Source organism: Ferribacterium limneticum, assembly GCF_020510625.1.
Classification (GTDB): Bacteria; Pseudomonadota; Gammaproteobacteria; order Burkholderiales; family Rhodocyclaceae; genus Azonexus; species Azonexus limneticus_A.
The window spans coordinates 2,889,999-2,905,234 of sequence record NZ_CP075191.1; the positions used below are offsets into that span (position 1 = coordinate 2,889,999).

The 15,236-nt window shown below is 59.2% G+C and carries 13 protein-coding genes; 2 read left to right on the forward strand and 11 right to left on the reverse strand.

Annotation, left to right across the window (positions count from 1 at the left end; all coding sequences use genetic code 11):
- Window positions 1–22 precede the first annotated feature (22 nt).
- From KI617_RS13890 to hemN, 9 genes are all read right to left on the reverse strand, one after another.
- Window positions 23–1,036 (reverse strand): Fe(3+) ABC transporter substrate-binding protein, encoded by a 1,014-nt coding sequence (locus KI617_RS13890; protein ID WP_226447199.1) that lies wholly within the window; start codon window positions 1,034–1,036, stop codon window positions 23–25.
- Window positions 1,037–1,055: 19 nt separating this feature from the next.
- Complete coding sequence (locus KI617_RS13895) at window positions 1,056–3,227, reverse strand: TonB-dependent receptor (RefSeq protein WP_226447201.1); 2,172 nt, start codon at window positions 3,225–3,227, stop codon at window positions 1,056–1,058.
- 238 nt (window positions 3,228–3,465) lie between these two features.
- Window positions 3,466–4,512: a selenide, water dikinase SelD gene (gene selD, locus KI617_RS13900; RefSeq protein ID WP_226447203.1), complete on the reverse strand. Its 1,047-nt coding sequence runs from the start codon at window positions 4,510–4,512 to the stop codon at window positions 3,466–3,468.
- A gap of 35 nt (window positions 4,513–4,547) precedes the next feature.
- On the reverse strand, window positions 4,548–4,754 hold the full coding sequence (locus KI617_RS13905; protein WP_226447205.1) for a heavy-metal-associated domain-containing protein: 207 nt from the start codon (window positions 4,752–4,754) through the stop codon (window positions 4,548–4,550).
- A gap of 5 nt (window positions 4,755–4,759) precedes the next feature.
- On the reverse strand, window positions 4,760–6,517 hold the full coding sequence (locus KI617_RS13910) for a putative bifunctional diguanylate cyclase/phosphodiesterase (protein WP_226447207.1): 1,758 nt from the start codon (window positions 6,515–6,517) through the stop codon (window positions 4,760–4,762).
- A 13-nt stretch (window positions 6,518–6,530) separates the two neighbouring features.
- Complete coding sequence (locus KI617_RS13915; RefSeq protein ID WP_226447209.1) at window positions 6,531–8,720, reverse strand: heavy metal translocating P-type ATPase; 2,190 nt, start codon at window positions 8,718–8,720, stop codon at window positions 6,531–6,533.
- Complete coding sequence (locus KI617_RS13920) at window positions 8,717–9,142, reverse strand: universal stress protein (protein ID WP_226447210.1); 426 nt, start codon at window positions 9,140–9,142, stop codon at window positions 8,717–8,719. The genes KI617_RS13915 and KI617_RS13920 overlap by 4 nt, the downstream gene beginning before the upstream one ends.
- A 13-nt stretch (window positions 9,143–9,155) precedes the next feature.
- The gene (locus KI617_RS13925; protein ID WP_226447212.1) at window positions 9,156–9,827 is read right to left on the reverse strand and encodes a sulfite exporter TauE/SafE family protein; all 672 of its coding nucleotides are present in this window, start codon (window positions 9,825–9,827) and stop codon (window positions 9,156–9,158) included.
- A 64-nt stretch (window positions 9,828–9,891) separates the two neighbouring features.
- Window positions 9,892–11,295 carry an oxygen-independent coproporphyrinogen III oxidase gene (hemN, locus tag KI617_RS13930; protein ID WP_226447214.1) on the reverse strand — a complete coding sequence of 468 codons (1,404 nt, stop codon included), beginning with the start codon at window positions 11,293–11,295 and terminating at the stop codon, window positions 9,892–9,894.
- An 85-nt stretch (window positions 11,296–11,380) separates the two neighbouring features.
- Here hemN and fnr point away from each other — a divergent pair, with 85 nt between their 5' ends.
- The gene (gene fnr / locus KI617_RS13935) at window positions 11,381–12,124 is read left to right on the forward strand and encodes a fumarate/nitrate reduction transcriptional regulator Fnr (RefSeq protein WP_226447216.1); all 744 of its coding nucleotides are present in this window, start codon (window positions 11,381–11,383) and stop codon (window positions 12,122–12,124) included.
- A gap of 4 nt (window positions 12,125–12,128) precedes the next feature.
- On the opposite strand, the gene KI617_RS13940 is transcribed toward fnr, so the two are convergent.
- Both KI617_RS13940 and KI617_RS13945 read right to left on the reverse strand, forming a co-directional pair.
- A complete protein-coding gene (locus KI617_RS13940; protein ID WP_226447218.1) occupies window positions 12,129–12,521 on the reverse strand; it encodes a DUF302 domain-containing protein in 393 nt (130 codons plus the stop codon).
- A gap of 178 nt (window positions 12,522–12,699) precedes the next feature.
- Complete coding sequence (locus KI617_RS13945; RefSeq protein ID WP_226447220.1) at window positions 12,700–13,860, reverse strand: porin; 1,161 nt, start codon at window positions 13,858–13,860, stop codon at window positions 12,700–12,702.
- A 420-nt stretch (window positions 13,861–14,280) separates the two neighbouring features.
- Here KI617_RS13945 and KI617_RS13950 point away from each other — a divergent pair, with 420 nt between their 5' ends.
- On the forward strand, window positions 14,281–15,234 hold the full coding sequence (locus tag KI617_RS13950; protein WP_226447230.1) for an IS1595 family transposase: 954 nt from the start codon (window positions 14,281–14,283) through the stop codon (window positions 15,232–15,234).
- Window positions 15,235–15,236 lie beyond the last annotated feature (2 nt).

Consider the following 15,236-nt stretch of genomic DNA (forward strand, 5'->3'; position numbering starts at 1 on the left):
TCATCATTTGATGCATTCCTTCTCAGCGATAGCCGGCTCGGTCGAGCAGCTTCTGGGCCGCCACGACGTTCTTGGCCAGGGCACCAATCGGCAGCATGTCGGCCTTGAACTTGCCCATCGCCTCCAGTGCCGGATTGCCGGTCACCACACTGGACACCACCGGCCATTCATTGTTGCCGTCGGCGAAGTAGCGCTGAGCCTCATCGCTGGCCAGGTATTCGAGGAACTTGACTGCTGCTTCGACGTTCTTCGAAGTCTTGACTACGCCGGCACCGGAAATGTTGATATGCGTACCGTGATTCGCCTGGTTGGGCCAGACGATGCCGACGCGCTCCATCATCCGGCGCTCTTCGACCTTGTCGGAACGGATCAGGCGTGCCAGGTAGTAGGTATTCGACACCGCCACCCCGCACTCACCCACGGCGACCGACTTGATCTGGTCGGTATCGCCGCCCTTCGGCGCCCTGGCGAAGTTGGCAACGACACCCCTGGCCCACTCCTCGGTCTTCGCCTCACCATCGTGTGCAATCAGCGAGGCGACCAGAGACAGGTTGTAGGGATGCGACCCCGAACGACTGCAGACCTTACCCTTCAGCTTCGGGTCAGTCAGCGATTCGTAAGTCGCCACATCCTCGGCCTTGACCGCGCTACGGTTGTAGATGATGACGCGAGCCCGGGTCGAGAAGGCAAACCAGGTTTCTGTGTGCAGGTGCGCCGGGATGCGGCTTTCCAGCAGCTTCGACCTGACCGGTGCAAACAAGCCCAGCGCATCCGCATTGGCCAGGCGCGCCGCATCGACCGTGATGAACACATCGGCCGGGCTGTTGCCCCCCTCGTTGCGAATGCGCTCCATCAACTCGTCCTCCTTGCCATCGATCCGGTTGATCTTGATGCCGGTCTGTCGGGTGAAGTTGTCGTAGAGCTTCTCGTCAGTCTGGTAATGACGGGCGGAATACAGGTTGAGGACTTTCTCCTGCGCCCGCACGCCAACACTCGCCAGCACCGCTAGCGCGATCAGGGCCAATTGCTTTTTCATGAACGTGACTCCGTTGCGATCAGAATTTGTACTCGGTGCTCAGAATGAAGCGGCGAGCCTGGCCGGGCACTGTAAAGGCGCCGTTGTCATACAGGGCGTCGTAATACACTTTGTCGAAAATGTTCTGGACGTTGAACTTGACTGCGTACTTCGGCTGGTCGTAGGAAATCATGGCATCCCAACGGGTATAGGACGGCACCCAATTCGGATTGAAGGCTGCCGTACCCGTCGGAGCACCGCCGTAACGCTGACTCTTGTACTCCATGCCGCCACCGATCTTGAAGCCGTAAGGCAGTTGATAGGTGGTCCACAGGTTGAACGTCTTCTTTGGCGTATTGCGCGGCATCTTGCCAATGAAGTTGACGTTTCCGTTGCTCGGTGCCACTTCAATAATCTCGGCATCGATCAACGACAGGCCGCTGAACACTTCCCAGTTGTCGGTCAGGCGCCCGGCCAGTTCCAGCTCCAAGCCGTTGGATTCACGTTTTCTCGTCAGGACTGGATTGTTAGCCGCCGTATCGAGATCGGTGTTGCGCTCCCAATCCTTGGTGGCGTGGTATAGCGCCGCCCGAAATGCGAGATCCCCGCCCAAAAGCAACCATTTCGCCCCCAGCTCGACGACTCGTGAGCGTTCGGCCGGATACTGGCTACCAGAGGATTGGTATAAGTCAGATGTCGGGCTGAATGAATCACTCCAGCCCAAGTAGTAGTGCTGGGCAGCCGTCGGCTGCCACGACAATCCACTCCGATAGCTATTCTCGCCAAAATCACCCTTGAACGACGTTGCCGTGTTGCCTGATACCGAGACGTACTCCGAGCGCATTTCGTCACGGCGCAAGCCTAGCGTCAGTTTCCAGTCTGGCACGAACTCGAGCGTGTCCTGGACGTAGGCGCTATACGTATCGCCCTTGTAGCTGCTCGGGGGTGCAGAGGTGAACTGTCCCGGCTTGTACAGCGGATTGGTCGCCGTTCCCAGGTTCCGCAAGGACCAGCGGATCGAGTCTTCGTTGAGATATTCGACGCCAGTCACCAGCTCGTTCTTCATGCCGAACAGCATGAAGTTCGTGCTCAAGTCGCTCTGCAGCACATAGTTGTCGGTTTCGAACTGGCGGGTCTTGGCCTGCTGCTGTGTGCTGTTCGCGGTCAGCGTATTTTGCCCGGCCACCGCCCAGTATGAACGCTTGTAATTGGCTGCCCGCAGCACAGTGCGCCACTGGGTATCCGGCGAAATCTTGAACAGGTAATTCATGGTGGAGACATTGGTCTCGCTGTCATCGAAGTTGGCATCGACACCGTAGTAATTGCCAGCCTTGGCCATCGTTTCATTGGGCCTGCGATTCACGAAGGGGATGCCGTAGTCGGCTCTATCCTGCGTTTTGACCCACAAGTGACTCAGCGTTACTTCATGGTTGGTTCCCAAGCCGAAGGAAATGCTCGGTGCGAAGCCCATGCGATGGATTTCCGGCTCCGTGCCGGTATACGGATTGCTGCGAGCACTACCCTCATCGCGATTCATCACATTGATGCGGAAGGCCGTCGTATCGCCAATCCGCTGGTTCAAATCAGCCTTGACCTCCTGAAAGCCATCGGTGCCGACACCGACACCCACCTTGTTGATGCCGTACAGCATCGGCGTCTTGCTGACCTGGTTGATCACGCCGCCGGCCTGACCGCGCCCGAAGAGCATCGCCGCCGCACCGCGCAGCACATCGATCTGCTCCAGATTGAACACTTCGCGGTTGTATTGGGCGGTATCGCGAATGCCGTCGAGATACATGTCGCCGAAGGTATAGAAACCGCGCAGGTTCATATTGTCGCCAGCCCGCCCGCCTTCGGCCGCATTGAAAGTCAGGCCCGAAACGTTGCGCAGGGCTTCGCGCAGCGAGTTCGCTTCCTGCTCCTCGATCAGTGCCCGGGTTACCGTGGTGATCGCCTGCGGCACGTCATGCGGATCCTGCACGACCTTGCCGACGCGGGTCTTGGTGGAGCGGTAGCCATCCGGCTGGTCCTGCGTGGCGGTGACGGTTACCGCCTTCAGGGTCTTGTCATCCTCGGCCCAGGCTGAGCCACCGATAGTGAATAGTGCCGTGGCAACAGCGGCTGCCACCGGCAGCATTTTGCCGAACGGCAGGGCGACATCAGAGGAAGAAGCAGACGAGGCCTTGCGCCCCGACATTTTGGCAGTTTTCACAGGCAAACCTTTTTGTAGTCAGTCGGTAATGGCTGGCTGGCATAAAGGCTGGCTTGCCGAACGTTGGGTTCGTATGCGCGCCAACCCTGGTGAGAGAAAGTCAGGAATCGAATCCTGAACTCACCGGGTTAGCGCAAACGATAATGCGAATATATCGCATTTACAAATTAGAAACAACTTGCCCCTGCCCAGCGTTTATTAATACGGGAGCAAAGTGTTGTTTATTGCATCAGGAACGTCAGATGACGTCGATACCCGGCTCGCCTTCAGCCATTTCGCCGACGACCGAAACGTGCGAGAAGCCGTGCTGCAGAAACAGGGAGAGCACTTCGGTGACCGTATCCGGCGAGCAGGAAACCAGCAAACCGCCGGAAGTCTGGGGATCGGTCAGCAAGGTCTGTGCGATGCCTTCGAGGCCGGTGGCGATGCGCACTCGCTCGCCGTAGCTTGCCCAGTTGCGCCCTGAAGCGCCGGTCATCAGGCCGGCCTGCAAGAACTCGCGGGCCTTGGGCAAGACCGGCAAATCCTGGTAATTGACCGTCGCCCGCAGGCCGCTGCCCTTGCAGACTTCCAGCAGATGGCCGGCCAGCCCGAAGCCGGTGACATCAGTCACGGCATGAACACCATCGAGACAGGCCAACACCGGTCCCGGCGTGTTGAGCTGGGTCGTAGTCTCGACCATGGCTTCGTAATCCTTGGCCTGGAGTTGGTCTTTTTTCAACGCGGCACTGTAGATGCCGACACCCAGCTGCTTGCCGAGAACCAGCTTGTCGCCCGGCTTGGCCCCGGAATTGCGCTTCAGGTGCTCCGGATTGACCAGGCCGATGGCCACCAACCCGTAGATCGGTTCCACCGAATCGATGGTATGACCACCAGCAATCGGGATACCCGCTGCCCGGCAGACATCCTCGCCACCTTGCAGAATCTGGCCGATGGTTTCCAGCGGCAGGACATTAACCGGCATGCCGACCAAAGCCAGAGCAAAGAGCGGCGTCCCGCCCATGGCGTAAACATCCGAGATGGCATTGGTTGCTGCGATGCGCCCGAAATCGCGGGGGTCATCGACGATGGGCATGAAAAAATCGGTCGTCGCGACAATCGCCTGCTGCGAGTTGATCTGGTAGACCGCGGCATCGTCGCTGGTCTCGGTACCGACCAGCAACTGCGGCGGAATGATGCTGCCCGTGGTGCCGGCCAGGATTTTCTGCAATACGGCGGGCGCGATCTTGCAACCGCAGCCACCACCATGGGAAAGCTGGGTCAGTCTTACTTTTTCTTGCGGCACGGCTGTTCTCTCGGGAAATGCTTGTTGAGCTGTTTTTATTCGGCGTCGAAGCCGGCGTCCTCGATGGCATTGACCAAGGCATCACGGGTCACCACCTGCGGATCGAAAGCAACGCGGCCCTCGGCCGCCTCCAGGGAAATCTCGGCGCTGCTCACGCCTGCCAGGGCGCTGAGTACGCCAGAGATATTCTTGACACATCCTTGGCAGCTCATGCCGCCAATCTTGATCACGGTGTTTTCCATTGCTCTTACCTGTTGATAAATGGTTGAAGACGCAGCATATCGGCCATTCCATCCGCCGACATCGGGCGACTGAAATAGTAACCCTGGGCCATGTCGCACCCCATTTTACGCAACAGCGCCAATTGTTCGACTTTTTCTACACCTTCGGCCAGTACCGTCATGCGCAGACTGCGCCCCATGCTGACGATGGTCGAGGCGATGGCCCAGTCATCGGGGTCGGTTTCGAGGTCATTGACGAAGGAGCGATCGATCTTCAGTTTACCGACCGGAAAACGCTTCAGGTAAGCCAGCGATGAATAACCGGTACCGAAGTCATCGAGGGAGAGCTCGACGCCCATCCGGTGCAGGGCTGACAAGGTTCCTAAGTTGATATCCGCATCGTGCATCACAGTGCGTTCGGTCAATTCAAGCTCAAGGCGACTGGCGTCCAGACCCGAGGTGGCCAGCGCCCCCGCCACCATCTCGACAAAGCCGGCCTGACGGAACTGCACGGGAGCAACGTTGACGGCCATGCAGATCGGGGGCACCCCATCGTCGCACCAGGCTTTTGCCTGCCGACAGGCTTCGCAGAGCACCCAGTCGCCAATCGGATTGATCAAGCCCGTTTCTTCGGCCACATGAATGAAACGGTCCGGCATGATCAAGCCCAGTTCCGGATGCAGCCAGCGAATCAGCGCCTCGACACCGATGATCAAGCCAGTCTCCAGATTCACCAGCGGCTGGTAGTGCAGGATAAATTCGTTCTGAACCAGCGCCCGCCGCAGATTGCTTTCCATCAGCAAGCGGTCGAGCGTCGTTGTATTCATTTCTCTCGCGTAGAACTGGAACGCATTGCGCCCAATTTCCTTGGCCCGATACATCGCAGTATCGGCATTGCGGAGCAAGGTTTCCAGCTCGCCACCATCGTGGGGATAGATGCTGATTCCCAACGATGGGGTCACGGTCAGTTCATGCCCGGCCACCTCGAACGGCCGGGAAAAAACCTCGACCAGCCGCCGCGCCACTTCAGCTGCCGCCGCCGTGTGGAAGCCCGGCATGGCGAAAATGAATTCATCCCCCCCCAAACGGGCCAGGGTATCGATACGTCGGACCACGCTATCGAGACGCCGCGCTACCTGGCACAGCAACTCGTCACCGACGCTGTGCCCAAGCGAATCGTTAACTCGCTTGAAATGGTCGAGGTCGAGAAAGATAACGGCGATTTCGGATTTTTCCCGCTCAGCCGCCGCCAGCAATTGCTCGAAACGCTCACGCAGCAATCGGCGATTCGGCAAGCCGGTCAATACATCGTAATCAGCCAGTTCGCGTATTCTTTGTTCAGCCGCCTTCTGTGCCGAAATATCCAGCACGGTGCCGACGGAAGCCGGCAGCCCACCGATAAGCGATGGCGATCCGAGCACCATGATCGGGAAAGTCGAGCCGTCCTTGCGTATTCCAGTCAATTCATAATTGTGGCCAACGACACCCGCCGCCCGTAACTGCATCTGCTCGATCACGAAGGCATGCTGATCGGGCAGGATGAGGTCAAGCGGCCCCATCTGCTCGAGCAATTCCTCGGCAGGATAGCCAAACATGCGCGACAGGAAGGGATTGACGTACTTGAAGCGCTGATTCTGAAGCACGAAGATACCGACCTGAGCGGCCTCCATGGTGCTTCGGAACATTGTTTCCTGCTCGGTCATCGCCGCAGCGCTTCCCGCCGTTCCCGCATTGCCACCAGAAAACAATTGTTCAATTATCTTTTCCCCGACCCCTATGGTCATCGAAACTCCATTCCTACCGCCCAGCCTGGCTTTTAGGCCGCCAGCGCTTGAGCAGAAGCGAGTTCGAAACCACTGAAACCGAACTCATCGCCATCGCCGCCCCCGCCACTACCGGGTTAAGCCACCCCAAGGCGGCCAGCGGAATTCCCAACACATTGTAGATGAAAGCGAAGAAAAGATTTTGGCGGATTTTCCCCAAGGTGGCCGCCGATAGGGCAATGGCATCGACAACCCCGAGCAGATCGCTGCGTATCAATGTTAAATCTGCCGCCTCGATAGCTGCATCCGAACCCGCCCCGATGGCGAAGCTGACATCCGCCGCCGCCAGTGCCGGCGCATCGTTGATACCGTCGCCCACCATGGCCACGACCCCGCCGCCAGCCTTCAATTCCTGAACGGCTGCCGCCTTGTCGCCGGGCAGGATACCGGCCCGGAATTCATCGATTCCCGCCTCTGCGGCAATGGCCGCCGCCGTCGCCGCGTTGTCGCCGGTCAACATCACCACCCGGATGCCGCGCTCGCGCAATCGGCTTACGGCCAGCCGCGAAGAGGGTCGCAGGGCATCGGCCACGGCGAAAATAGCCAAGGTCGATTCACCCTCGTTCAACGCCACGACAGTCTTGCCGGCCTGCTGCAACTCACCGACCACCGAGTCGGCCGCCAGCCCCAGCCAGGTCGGCGAGCCGAGGCGCAACGCCCGGCCATCGATTTCGCCCTCGACGCCACAACCGGGAATCGCCTTGAAGCCGGCCACTTTTCTCTCGTCACTACCCGTCTGGACTGCCGTTCCCGCCGCCACAACGGCCTTGGCCAGGGGATGCTCGGAATTCTGCTCAAGCAGGGCCGCTAGGCAGAGTGCCTCGTCGCCAGCCAAAGCGCGCGGCACCACATCGGTCACCTGCGGCAGGCCGCAAGTCAGCGTGCCGGTCTTGTCCAGCGCCAGCACGGTGATGCGCTCGGCCCGTTCGAGCGCCTCGGCATTCCTGACCAGAATCCCGGCCCTGGCACCCTGCCCGGTACCGACCATGATGGCCGTCGGCGTGGCCAGACCCAGCGCACACGGACAGGCAATGACCAGCACGGCCACGGCATTGACCAAGGCCTCGGCAAAGTCGCCGGAATAAATCCACCAGCCGACAAAGGTCGCCAGCGCAATGGCACACACCGTCGGCACGAAGATCGACGAAATCCTGTCGGCCAGACGCTGCACCGGCGCTTTTGACCCTTGCGCCTCACCGACCAGCCGGATAATGCCGGCCAGCAAGGTGTGCTCACCAACGCCGGTGGCCCGGCAGCGCAAGGCGCCCTGCCCGTTGGCCGTAGCGGCAAAGACCTTGTCACCGGCCCGTTTGCCCAGTGGCATGCTTTCGCCAGTCAGCATGGCCTCATTGACACTCGATTCGCCGTCGACCACCTCGCCATCGACCGGCACACTTTCGCCCGGACGAACCAGGAAGACATCGCCCGGCATCAACGCCTCGACAGCCATTTCCACCCACTGTCCGTCACGCTCGACGCGGGCCGTCTTAGGCTGCAGACGGATCAACGACTCGATGGCTTCGGAAGTTCTGGCCTTGGCCCGCGCTTCGAGCAACTTGCCAAGCAGGACCAGCGTGATCACCGCCGCACCGCCCTCGAAATAGACGTGCTGGTTGAGACCAAACAAGGTCACCACCGTCGAAAAGCCCCAGGCCATGCTGGTACCGAGGGCGACCAGCACATCCATGTTGGCGCCACCGCCACGCAGGGCCTTGTAGGCACCATCGTAGAAACGCCAGCCGATCCAGAACTGCACCGGCGTCGCCAGCACCAGTTGCAGCCAGCGCGGCAATTCGTTCAGATGACCGTGTTCACCGAACATGAACAGCATCTGCCCGACCAGCGGCAAGGTGAGCGTCACGGCAATCCAGAATCGCCGAATTTCCCGCTGATAGACACGCAGCTTTTCGGCTTTTTCCCGTTCGCGTGTCTGGCCATCGACTAATTCGGCGGTAAATCCGGCCTTCGCCACGGCCGCCACGACAGCAGCCTCATCGGCTGCTTCGGTCAGCCGCACCCGCGCCCGCTCGGCCGCCAGATTGACATTGGCCTGCATGCCGGCTTGCCGGTTCAGGACTTTCTCAAGACGCGCCGAACAGGCAGCGCAAGTCATGCCACCAATGGCAAACTCGACAACCCGGCCCCGGTCAGCCTCGTCGGTCATTTGACCAGCAATACCGGACAGGGTGAAAGGTGCAGCACACGCGTCGCCACCGAGCCCATGACCATACCCGCCACCGCGCTACGACCATGCGTCCCCATGATGATCAGATCGCAGGCCAGGTCATCAGCCATCTTTCTGATCACCTCGGCTGGCTGACCAACGTGGATATGGGTCGTATGAAAACGCCCGGCCGCATCCAGCTTCCGCTGTGCTTCGACGAGTTGTTCCTGCCCCTCTTCCAGATAGTAGGCATGCAAGGTTTCCTTGCCGACGTGGGCCTGTACCCGGCCAATCGGAATCGGGGCATGGACATGCAATAGATGGATTTCCGGCACGTCGCGGAACCAGGCCGCATGGCTGATCAGGTGCTCAACGGCACGCAACGCACAGGCCGAACCATCAACCGGCAACAAGATTTTCATGGTGTTTTCTATCCTAAAGCCCGCCTGACAGACGCATCAGGCCGAGGAATCCGTATAGACCAAAGCCTAGCACCAACAGGCCGGAGAGGGTACGCACAATGGGGCGACGCACGAATTCGTTGAGCCGGGCCAGCACGATGCCGGCGAGCAGAAGATTGGGCAAGGTCCCAAGCCCGAAGGCCAGCATCGTCAGGGCACCACGCCCGGCCGACCCCGTGCTGAGCGCCGTCGCCAAGGCGCTGTAGACCAGACCGCAGGGTAGCCAGCCCCACAGCACGCCCAGCGGAAACGCCTGAACCACGCTGCGCACAGGCAGGAAACGTCGGGTCAAAGGTTGCAGACGTCGCCACAGGCTCTGCCCGGCCCGTTCGGTTAAGGCCAGCGCCTTGGTGACGCCGAGCAAATAGAGGCCCATCGCCACCAGCATCAGGTTGGCAATGAAATACAGAATCAAGCGGGCCGGCACCTGCCCTTCCAGACCCATGCTGGCCGCCCCCAGTGCCCCGGCGATAGCCCCGGCCGCTGCGTAGGAAAGAATGCGCCCGCCATTGTAGGCAAAGTGCATGGACCAACGGGCTGTACCGCCCATCGACAGGGCGCCGACGATGCCGCCGCACATGCCGACGCAATGGGTACCGCCAAGCAGACCAACGAGAAAAAGTGCGAGATAGCCGGAATCAGGCATCGTACAAACCAGTAGTCACCGAAGCAGGCAGTTTACTCTGCCCACCCGGCACTACGCACGGCAATCAGATGACTTTGGAGTAGGTCGCCCGCTGGCGTCCCGCCCGCAGGTAGCGGTCGAAGACCATGGAAATGATGCGCACCAACAAGCGTCCCGGTGGCAGAACGGTGATCCACTCGCGTTCGATCTTGAGCAAACCGGCCCGCTCCATTTCCTTCATGTCTTCGAGTTCGGCCGCGAAATACTTGTGGAAGTCGATCAGATGAGCACTTTCGATGCTCTCGATGGAGAGCTCGAAATGACACATCAGCGCCTGGATGATCGAGCGACGCAGGATATCGTCAGCGGTCAGTTCGATGCCACGGAAGACCGGTAAGGCACCGGTATCGAGGCGATCGTAGTACTCGTCCGCAGTCTTGACGTTCTGGTAGTAGGTCGGCCCGACCTTGCTGATCGACGAGATGCCAAAAGACAGCATGTCGCAGTCGGCGTAGGTCGAATAGCCCTGGAAATTGCGGTGCAGGCGGCCTTGACGCTGGGCGACAGCCAGTTCGTCATCCGGCTTGGCAAAGTGGTCCATACCGATGAAGACATAGCCTGCATCGGTCAGCTTCTTGATCGCCAGCGCCAGAATCTGCAGCTTGGTATCGGCTGACGGCAGATCACCATCGTTGATCCGGCGTTGCGGCTTGAACATGCTGGGCATGTGTGCATAGTTGTAGATCGACAGGCGATCGGGATCCATCGCCAGCACGCGCTCCAGCGTCCGGTTGAACCCCATTACCGTCTGGTGCGGCAGACCGTAGATCAGGTCGACAGAAACCGACTTGAAGCCGTTGGCCCGTGCATCACGGATGACACTGTAGGTCTCTTCCTCGCTTTGAACCCGATTGACGGCAACTTGTACCTTTTCGTCGAAATCCTGCACCCCGACGCTCATGCGGTTGAAACCGAGTTCGCCCAGCAAGGCGACTGTGGCCGTATCCACCTTGCGCGGGTCGACTTCGATCGAATATTCGCCGCCATCAAGCAACTTGAAGTGCTTGCGGGTTTCGCCCATCAACTGGCGCATCTCGCTGTGCGACAGGAAGGTCGGCGTACCGCCGCCCCAATGCAACTGGATGACCTCGTGCTCACCGTCGCGGCCTTCCAGTGCCGCTGCCTGAATATCCAGCTCCTTGGCCAGATATTTCAGATATTTGGCGCTGCGCCCGTGATCCTTGGTAATGATCTTGTTACAGGCGCAGTAGTAGCAAATAGTGTTACAGAACGGGATGTGGAAGTATAATGAAAGAGGTCGACTGATCCCGCCGATGTTGCGCTTGCCAAGCCAGAGTTTGGCTGCATCGGAGTCGAAAGCCTCGACAAAGCGGTCGGCCGTCGGATAGGACGTATACCGGGGGCCGTTGACGTCAAAGCGGCGAATGATCTGCGGATCGAAGACGAGGTTTTCAGTTGCGAAATTCATTAGGCAAGCCATCAAAAGTTGATCGGATTATGTTCGGATGGCATGGTTTTGCGGTTGACTTGGATCAAGCTAACGCAGGTTGCCAATGGCACATACACGCCCATTAAATCAGGAAATATCGCTGTCCGTCATCAAGACGGCCTGCTCAAATTGCAATCTGCGCGAACTGTGCCTGCCCTTTGGCCTCAGCACGGAGGAACTTGAGCGCCTCGACGACCTGGTTTCCACCCGTCGTCGCATCAAGCGCGGCGATCACCTGTACCGCGCCGGTGAAGGTTTTGATGCAATTTACGCTATCCGCAGCGGTTTCTTCAAGACTGATGTGCTGCTTGAAGATGGCCGTGACCAGGTCACCGGTTTCCAGATGGCCGGCGAACTGCTCGGGCTGGATGGTATCAGTACCGAACACCATACCTGCAATGCCATCGCGCTCGAAGACAGCGAGATCTGCGCCATACCGTTCTCCCGCCTGGAAGGTTTGTCGCGTGAAATCCACACGCTGCAACACCATTTCCACAAGGTGATGAGCCGGGAAATCGTTCGCGACCATGGTGTGATGATGCTGCTCGGCACCATGCGCGCCGAAGAGCGGCTGGCTGCCTTCCTGCTCAACCTGTCGCAACGCTTCACCGCCCGCGGCTTCTCGCACGCCGAGTTCTACCTGCGCATGACGCGCGAGGAAATCGGCAGCTATCTCGGCCTGAAGCTGGAAACAGTGTCTCGTGCTTTTTCCAAGTTCCAGGAAGAAGGCTATATTGCCGTCCAGCAGAAGCACATCCGGATTCTCAACGTTAATGGCCTGAAGGCCTTGATGAATCACCGAAGCTGACGCCTTACCAGCGCAGCTTCGCCAGTTCTCCGGCTCGTTCGACCAACTTGAAAAGCAAAGCCTGGGCTTTAGCTCGGGCTGGTGTCGCGCTCCCCGGGGAACGGTAGACCATCACCACCCGCTCGGGCTCGGCAGCCGTCACGTAGATAGCGATCGACAACGGACAAAGGGCAATCTGGGCCGGATCTTCGGTCACCATCCGCCAAGCTAGGGCAGCACTGCAAAACTGAAAGATTTCGGCTTTAAGGAATGGCGTTGCCGCCCCCTCGCCCCCGGTGCGCTGCAACATCTGGTTGAACGGCAGCACGGCCCCGACCACCAAACCCTCAGCCTCGATAACCTCGATCAGCGCGTCGCGCGCCGTCGGGTAGTCACTGCCAGGGATGGCGTAGGTCAAGACGTCATCCGTCGCCCAGGCCTGTGGCGCCAGGAGTATCCAGAGACTCAGGAGGCAAGCGAAAAAACGGGGCATCCTTGAGGACGCCCCGAACAGATGCAAGAAGGACATCTGACGCAAGACTTGCTCCCGGCTGCGAAGTTATCTGAATCGAAGCTTCGAAATCCGGCCAGAAAACTTAAAAAGCATGCTTGATACCCATGGCAAAGCCATTGACGCCGGTACCGGAGAGCCCGGCCGAATTACCCATCGGGTTGATGGTGAAAGAGGCGTTACGATCGTTCTTGATATGGGCGTAGTCGGCATACAGCTCGGTCCGCTTGGACAGAGCGTAGCGACCACCGATTGCCCACTTGCTGGCATCGGCATCGCTCAGGGTCTTGTCCTTGACCTGGCCGTAGCTGACCAGCATTTTGGCCTTGCCGAACGGTACGGTAGCGCCGAGGAACCAGTTGCGGCGATCATATTCCTGGCCAGCCGCCAGTCCACCCAGATTCTGCAAACCGGCAGTGGTGGCGTCGAGATCGATATTGCCGCCAATCAGCGAGTTCTGCTGGCCCTTGATCACGTCGTAAACACCACCGATCTTGACGAAGCCAAAATCGTAGGAAACGCCACCGGTAGCCACATACAGACGGCTATCCGACAGACCTGCCGCCTTGGTGGTTTCGTAGTCCAGATCGACGCTCAAGGGGCCATTGGCGTAGATCAGGTTGACAGAGAACAGGCGGTCATCGGCGTTACTGCTGCCAGTGATGGCGCTGACACCGTTAGTATGAACGCCTTGCAGGCTGCCTTCGTTACCCTGGGTATTGGTGGCCGTCGCCAGAATCAGCGTAAAGCCGTTCCAGGCCGGTGAGATGTAGGCGATGGCGTTGGCCGCACGGTCGTACTGGGTGGTCATCGAGGCGAAGTTGCCGACCGAGTAGTTGGTGAACGGGTTGTACTTGCCATAAATACCGTAGCGCAGGCCGTCGAGATAACCGGCAACGACGGTACCGAAACCACCGGTCAGGCCAACGTAAGAGTGCCCCGCCTGGTTCAGGCCACCGCCAGTGTCGGGATTGAAACGATACTGAATATCGAACAGCGCCTTGAGGCCATTTCCGAGATCTTCGACACCTTTGAAGCCGAGGTGGCTGAAAGAGGCGGCTTGGCCGATGAAATTGCGAGCCTGGTTGGTCGTGCCCACGTTGCCGCTGGCCGGCACAGCACCGTTGCTGCCGCTGGTAGTCATCCAGCCCATGTCGATGTTGCCGTAGATGGTCACGTTGGATTGGGCAAAGGCAGCGCCGGAGGTGGCGGCGGCGATAGCCAGGGCGATAATTTTCTTCTGCATGAATAGTCTCCAGATATTTATACCGAAATACGCCCAACCCCCTCGGGCACGGCGACTTCCCCCCAAGCACCGCAAGCGGCGGCAGCAAGGATGCACCTTCATTGCGAAGCTCATGCCAGGATGAGGAAACACATCACCAATCAGATTAACCAATTGATAGCAATAGGTTTTACAGATAATCGACCGAAACACCCAAAAAGAATTCTGAACAACCGCATGCTCATTATTTGGACAGCAGGTGATTTACTGCCCCAAAAAACAACACCCAAAACGGTGGACAAAAAAAGCCCGGCACGCGGCCGGGCAAGTTGAGACACGAGGCAATTCAGAACCTGATTAGCAACAATCGTCAGCCAGTCTCACTTGGTGAGACTGAGCACCCGTAGAGTGATTGCCATCGGACAACGAGAGGTGGCGATCATGGCGATGAACAGAATCCAATTTCAACCGGGGTTGTCGATGCCGGAATTTCTCAAAGACTACGGTACCGAGGCGCAATGCGAACAAGCGCTCGAAGCGGTACGCTGGCCTGAAGGATTTCGCTGCCCGCGCTGCGCAGCTACGGGGCACTATGTACTGCGGGATGGTACGCGCAAGGTCTTTCAGTGCAGCGCCTGCCGTCATCAGGCGTCACTGATTGCCGGAACGGTGTTTCAGGGCACCAAGCTGCCCCTGAGCACTTGGTTCCTGGCGATCTACCTGATCAGCCAAGCCAAGACCGGCCTGTCGGCGCTGGCCTTGAGGCGCCAACTGGGCGTCAGTTACCCCACGGCCTGGCTGATTCACCACAAACTGATGCAGGCCATGGGCGACCGGGAGGCGCGCTATGCGCTGGAAGGCAAAGTCCAGGTCGATGATGCCTATCTGGGTGGCGAGCGCACGGGTGGCAAGGTCGGGCGGGGCTCCGAAAACAAGGTCGCCTTTGTCGCTGCCGTCTCCCTGACGGATGAGGGCCGCCCGCTGCGGGTGCGACTCACCCCGGTGCCGGGTTTTACTCTAAAGGCAGTGGCCGCCTGGGCCAAGGAGCACCTGGCCTCGGGAAGTACGGTGCTCTCCGATGGCTTGGCCTGCTTTGCTGCGGTTGCCGAGGCCGGCTGCACGCATCGCCCGACAGTCATGGCTGGACGTAAGCCGAGGGAGGTTCCCGCATTCAAGTGGGTCAACACCGTGCTCGGCAATCTCAAGACTAGCTTATCGGGTTGCTACCATGCCTTCGACTTCCAAAAGTACGCGGCGCGCTACCTCACCGCCTTCTGCTACCGCTTCAATCGGCGTTTCGACCTGCTTACGCTTAACCAGCGTCTCTTGGTCGCCGCGGCCGGTTCAGCGCCCCACCCGCTTCGCTTGATTCGGTTGGCTGACGTTCGTTGCTAATC